The 5591-nt window shown below is 49.5% G+C and carries 2 tRNA genes and 3 rRNA genes; all 5 read right to left on the bottom strand.

The features are described 5' to 3' along the window. Positions 1-38 precede the first annotated feature (38 nt). Positions 39-149: ribosomal RNA gene (gene rrf / locus N2K84_RS19915) — 5S ribosomal RNA — on the bottom strand. A 126-nt stretch (positions 150-275) separates the two neighbouring features. Continuing rightward, a 23S ribosomal RNA gene (locus N2K84_RS19910) occupies positions 276-3152 on the bottom strand. A 303-nt stretch (positions 3153-3455) separates the two neighbouring features. After that, positions 3456-3529, bottom strand: a tRNA-Ala gene (locus tag N2K84_RS19905). An 83-nt stretch (positions 3530-3612) separates the two neighbouring features. Next, a tRNA-Ile gene (locus N2K84_RS19900) sits at positions 3613-3686 on the bottom strand. A 135-nt stretch (positions 3687-3821) separates the two neighbouring features. After that, a 16S ribosomal RNA gene (locus N2K84_RS19895) occupies positions 3822-5339 on the bottom strand. Together the 16S, 23S and 5S rRNA genes with 2 tRNA genes alongside form the textbook arrangement of a ribosomal RNA operon. Between the last annotated feature and the right edge of the window lie 252 nt (positions 5340-5591).

Here is a 5591-nt window from a genome sequence, read left to right as displayed (position 1 = left end):
AAAAAACCCTGTGCTCTGGAGAACACAGGGTTTGGAAAGGATGGCGACGACCTACTCTCCCACATTTCTGCAGTACCATCGGCGCTGGCGGGCTTAACTTCTCTGTTCGGAATGGGAAGAGGTGGAACCCCGCCGCTGTAATCACCTTAATTCTTTGTTTGCTCAACGCAACACTTAAATATGTTGTATTATCCTTCAGGGCTATTGTTTATATGCCCTTGCGATAATATGACATTGCCGGGAAAAATGTGAAGTGAGACCCAACCTTAAAAAACCAGGGAAAGTCTTCGGGTAATTAGTACTGCTCGGCTATGACGTTACCGCCTTTACACCTGCAGCCTATCAACGTAGTCGTCTGCTACGACCCTTAAAGGAAATCTAATCTTGAGGGAGGCTTCGTGCTTAGATGCTTTCAGCACTTATCCCTTCCATACATAGCTACTCAGCGATGCAGCTGGCGCCACAACTGATGCACTAGAGGTATGTCCACCGCGGTCCTCTCGTACTGGCAGCAGGTCCTCGCAAATTTCCAACGCCCACAACAGATAGGGACCGAACTGTCTCACGACGTTCTGAACCCAGCTCGCGTGCCACTTTAATGGGCGAACAGCCCAACCCTTGGGACCTTCTCCAGCCCCAGGATGTGACGAGCCGACATCGAGGTGCCAAACCGCTCCGTCGATATGAGCTCTTGGGAGCGATCAGCCTGTTATCCCCGGAGTACCTTTTATCCTTTGAGCGATGGCCCTTCCATACGGAACCACCGGATCACTATGCCCTAGTTTCCTACCTGATCGACTTGTCGGTCTCACAGTCAAGCGCCCTTATACCATTACACTCTACTGACGGTTACCAATCGTCATGAGGGCACCTTTGGGAGCCTCCGTTACTCTTTTGGAGGCGACCACCCCAGTCAAACTACCCACCACACACTGTCCTCTCTTGCGAGAGTTAGGTCCCGAGTAAGCAAAGGGACGTATTTCAAGGATGGCTCCACGAATCCTGGCGAACCCGCTTCATAGCCTCCGTCCTATCCTACACATCACTTACCCAGAATCAATGTGAAGTTGCAGTAAAGGTTCACGGGGTCTTTCCGTCCCGTTGCGGGTAATCGGCATCTTCACCGATACTACAATTTCACCGAGCTCATGGCTGAGACAGTGCCCACATCGTTACACCATTCGTGCAGGTCGGAACTTACCCGACAAGGAATTTCGCTACCTTAGGACCGTTATAGTTACGGCCGCCGTTTACCGGGGCTTCATTTCAATGCTTCTCTTGCGATAACATCCCCACTTAACCTTCCGGCACCGGGCAGGTGTCAGGCCTTATACATCACCTTTCGGTTTAGCAAAGCCATGTGTTTTTGATAAACAGTCGCATGGGCCTTTTTACTGCGGCCCCGCTTTCACGGGGCGACCCTTCTCCCGAAGTTACGGGTCGATTTTGCCTAGTTCCTTAGCCATGGATCACTCGAGCGCCTCAGGATTCTCTCCTTGACTACCTGTGTCGGTTTGCGGTACGGGTTCTTTATACCTGAAGCTTAGCGGGTTTTCTCGGAAGCCCTTACGATCACTATCCGATTGCCCGAAGGCTCTCGGTACTGTCAGGTTTCGGCTCAACTCACGGATTTGCCTATGAGTATCAGCACCTACGCCCTTTAACCAACTATTCCGTCAGTTGGCGGATCTTTCATCACTTCGTCGCCGCATCGCAGTATAAAGAAGTATCGGAATATTAACCGATTGTCCATCGGGTTCGCCTCTCGGCTGCCCCTTAGGTCCCGACTGACCCTGATCCGATTAGCGTTGATCAGGAAACCTTAGTCTATCGGCGAGGGGGTTTCCCGCCCCCTTTGTCGTTACTTATGCCTACATTTGCTTTTCCAAACGCTCCAGCACAGCTCACGCTGAACCTTCTACGCTGATTGGAATGCTCCCCTACCATAAATCCATAGCTTCGGTGGTATGTTTGATGCCCGATTATTATCCACGCCCGATCGCTCGACTAGTGAGCTGTTACGCACTCTTTAAATGAATGGCTGCTTCCAAGCCAACATCCTAGCTGTCTAAGCAATCAGACCTCGTTTAACCAACTTAACATACACTTGGGGACCTTAGCTGATGGTCTGGGTTCTTTCCCTCTCGGACACGGACCTTAGCACCCATGCCCTCACTGCCGCAGAGCATCTTATAGCATTCGGAGTTTGTCTGGATTTGATAGGCGGTGAAGCCCTCGCATCCAATCAGTAGCTCTACCTCTATAAGACTCATATGCGACGCTGCACCTAAATGCATTTCGGGGAGTACGAGCTATTTCCCAGTTTGATTGGCCTTTCACCCCTACCCACAACTCATCCAAGAGCTTTTCAACGCTCCCTGGTTCGGTCCTCCATTCCGTGTTACCGGAACTTCAACCTGGTCATGGGTAGATCACAAAGGTTTCGCGTCTAGCGCCACTGACTCAAACGCCCTATTCAGACTCGCTTTCGCTTCGGCTCCGGGCCTTAAGCCCTTAACCTTGCCAGTGACGACTAACTCGTAGGCTCATTATGCAAAAGGCACGCCGTCACTCCGGAAATCCGGAGCTCCGACCGCTTGTAAGCGTACGGTTTCAGGTACTTTTTCACTCCCCTGTTCGGGGTGCTTTTCACCTTTCCCTCACGGTACTTGTTCACTATCGGTCTCTCATGAGTATTTAGCCTTACCGGATGGTCCCGGCAGATTCAGACAGGATTCCTCGTGTCCCGCCCTACTCAGGATACCACTATCATTACAACAACGTACATATACCGGACTATCACCGTCTGTGGTCAGTCTTTCCAAACTGTTCTACTTAATGTTGCAACAAATCGCGTGGTCCTACAACCCCAACTTTGCCGAAACAAAGCTGGTTTAGGCTGTTCCGCGTTCGCTCGCCACTACTTGCGGAATCACTTTTGTTTTCTTTTCCTCCGGGTACTTAGATGTTTCAGTTCCCCGGGTTAGCTTCCAATATGATTGGATATCCGGCTTGTGCCGGATGGGTTGTCCCATTCGGATATCTGCGGATCAATTCGTATTTGCCGATCCCCGCAGCTTTTCGCAGCTTATCACGTCCTTCATCGCCTATGAGAGCCAAGGCATCCCCCGTACGCCCTTATTAACTTTCTCCTATTACGTCGCTACTTTCGTAGCCGTCGTTTCTTATTTTTTAAGGTTGAATGTACTTCACATTCTTGTTTTCCCAACATGTCAAAGAACTTTAAAGATAGTCACGAGTAGCGAGTAATGAGTCCTGAGACTTTTTCTCTCACTCCTTGACTTCTTAACGTTGATATCCCCGGACTCGAACCGAAGCGAAGGCCACCCGGCCTATCATTTCTTCCAATATGTGTTTTGAACGTCTTGTCTTTCGACTTTTTTCTTCTCGTATTAACCCGTGACTCATAGCTTATGCCTCACGACTTTTTTCGGTGGAGAATAAGGGAGTCGAACCCTTGACCTCTAGAATGCAAATCTAGCGCTCTAGCCAACTGAGCTAATCCCCCAAAAATTCAGTTTCAAATTCCGGGTTTCAAGTTTCAAGTTGAATCAACCTGGAACTTGGAACTTTAAACTTGGAACTACTTTGTAGTCCCGCCCAGATTTGAACTGGGGACCTCTACATTATCAGTGTAGCGCTCTAACCAGCTGAGCTACGGGACTGTCTGTTCTTTTCGCTTTTATAGCTTCAAGCTATAAGCTTTAAAGCTGACAGCTTTCCGCGTTTTGCTCTGTATATCTTTTAAAAAGGTAGGGATAAGGTTGATTTCCATTACGCCAGGTATATCCAAGCTCCAGAAAGGAGGTGTTCCAGCCACACCTTCCGGTACGGCTACCTTGTTACGACTTAACCCCAGTCATTGGTTTTACCCTAGGACGCTCCTTGCGGTTACATACTTCAGGTACCCCCAACTTCCATGGTTTGACGGGCGGTGTGTACAAGGCCCGGGAACGTATTCACCGCGCCATGGCTGATGCGCGATTACTAGCGAATCCAGCTTCACGAAGTCGGGTTGCAGACTTCGATCCGAACTGAGACCGGCTTTAGAGATTAGCATCTTGTCACCAAGTAGCTGCCCTTTGTACCGGCCATTGTAACACGTGTGTAGCCCTGGACATAAGGGCCGTGCTGATTTGACGTCATCCCCACCTTCCTCGCACCTTACGGTGGCAGTCTCGCTAGAGTCCCCAGCATAACCTGATGGTAACTAACGATAGGGGTTGCGCTCGTTATGGGACTTAACCCGACACCTCACGGCACGAGCTGACGACAACCATGCAGCACCTTGAAGAGTGTCCGAAGAAAACCATCTTTCGACAGCTGTCACTCCCCATTTAAGCCCAGGTAAGGTTCCTCGCGTATCATCGAATTAAACCACATGTTCCTCCGCTTGTGCGGGCCCCCGTCAATTCCTTTGAGTTTCACCGTTGCCGGCGTACTCCCCAGGTGGCTCACTTAACGCTTTCGCTTGGCCGCTTGCAATATATCGCAAACAGCGAGTGAGCATCGTTTACGGCGTGGACTACCAGGGTATCTAATCCTGTTCGCTACCCACGCTTTCGTACCTCAGCGTCAGTCTCAGTTTAGTAAGCTGCCTTCGCAATCGGAGTTCTGTGTAATATCTAAGCATTTCACCGCTACACTACACATTCCGCCTACCTCAACTGTACTCAAGCCTATCAGTATCAATGGCAATTTTACGGTTAAGCCGCAAACTTTCACCACTGACTTAACAGGCCACCTACGTACCCTTTAAACCCAATGAATCCGGATAACGCTTGCATCCTCCGTATTACCGCGGCTGCTGGCACGGAGTTAGCCGATGCTTATTCGTGCACTACCGTCAAAACCTTACTCGTAAAGTCCATTCTTGGTGCACAAAAGAAGTTTACAATCCATAGGACCTTCATCCTTCACGCGGGATGGCTGGTTCAGGCTTGCGCCCATTGACCAATATTCCTCACTGCTGCCTCCCGTAGGAGTCTGGTCCGTGTCTCAGTACCAGTGTGGGGGATCATCCTCTCAGAACCCCTAGACATCGTAGCCTTGGTGGGCCGTTACCCCGCCAACAAGCTAATGTCACGCATGCCCATCCCTGACCGATAAATCTTTAATTTAAATCCCATGCGGAACTTAAATACCATGGGGTATTAATCCGGATTTCTCCGGGCTATCCCCCTGTCAAGGGCAGGTTGCATACGCGTTACTCACCCGTGCGCCACTCTCATGAGAGCAAGCTCTCAATCCCGTTCGACTTGCATGTGTTAGGCCTCCCGCTAGCGTTCATCCTGAGCCAGGATCAAACTCTTCGTTGTAATTAAAATTGTTAATCTTTTCCAGCTCTTAGGGATAAACCTTCTTTAATAGCGTATCTTCCTTATCTTTCTACCTTTTCAATATTGTCAATGAACTTATTTCTTTATATTCTTAACCTTTGTCTTAATCAATCCCGACTTTAATCTTTTAAAACCAGTTCCGATTTTCAATAAGGTTGTGAACGATCTCTTTTGTTGCCCTCAAACATCGCAGGTAACCCTCTCTTGTCTGCGGGGCGGCAAAGTTAACCA

Source organism: Gaoshiqia sediminis, assembly GCF_025907915.1.
In the GTDB taxonomy this organism is placed as follows: Bacteria; Bacteroidota; Bacteroidia; order Bacteroidales; family Prolixibacteraceae; genus Gaoshiqia; species Gaoshiqia sediminis.
The sequence above is the reverse complement of the archived record's forward strand: the minus strand, read 5'-3'. Positions and strand labels throughout refer to the sequence as shown.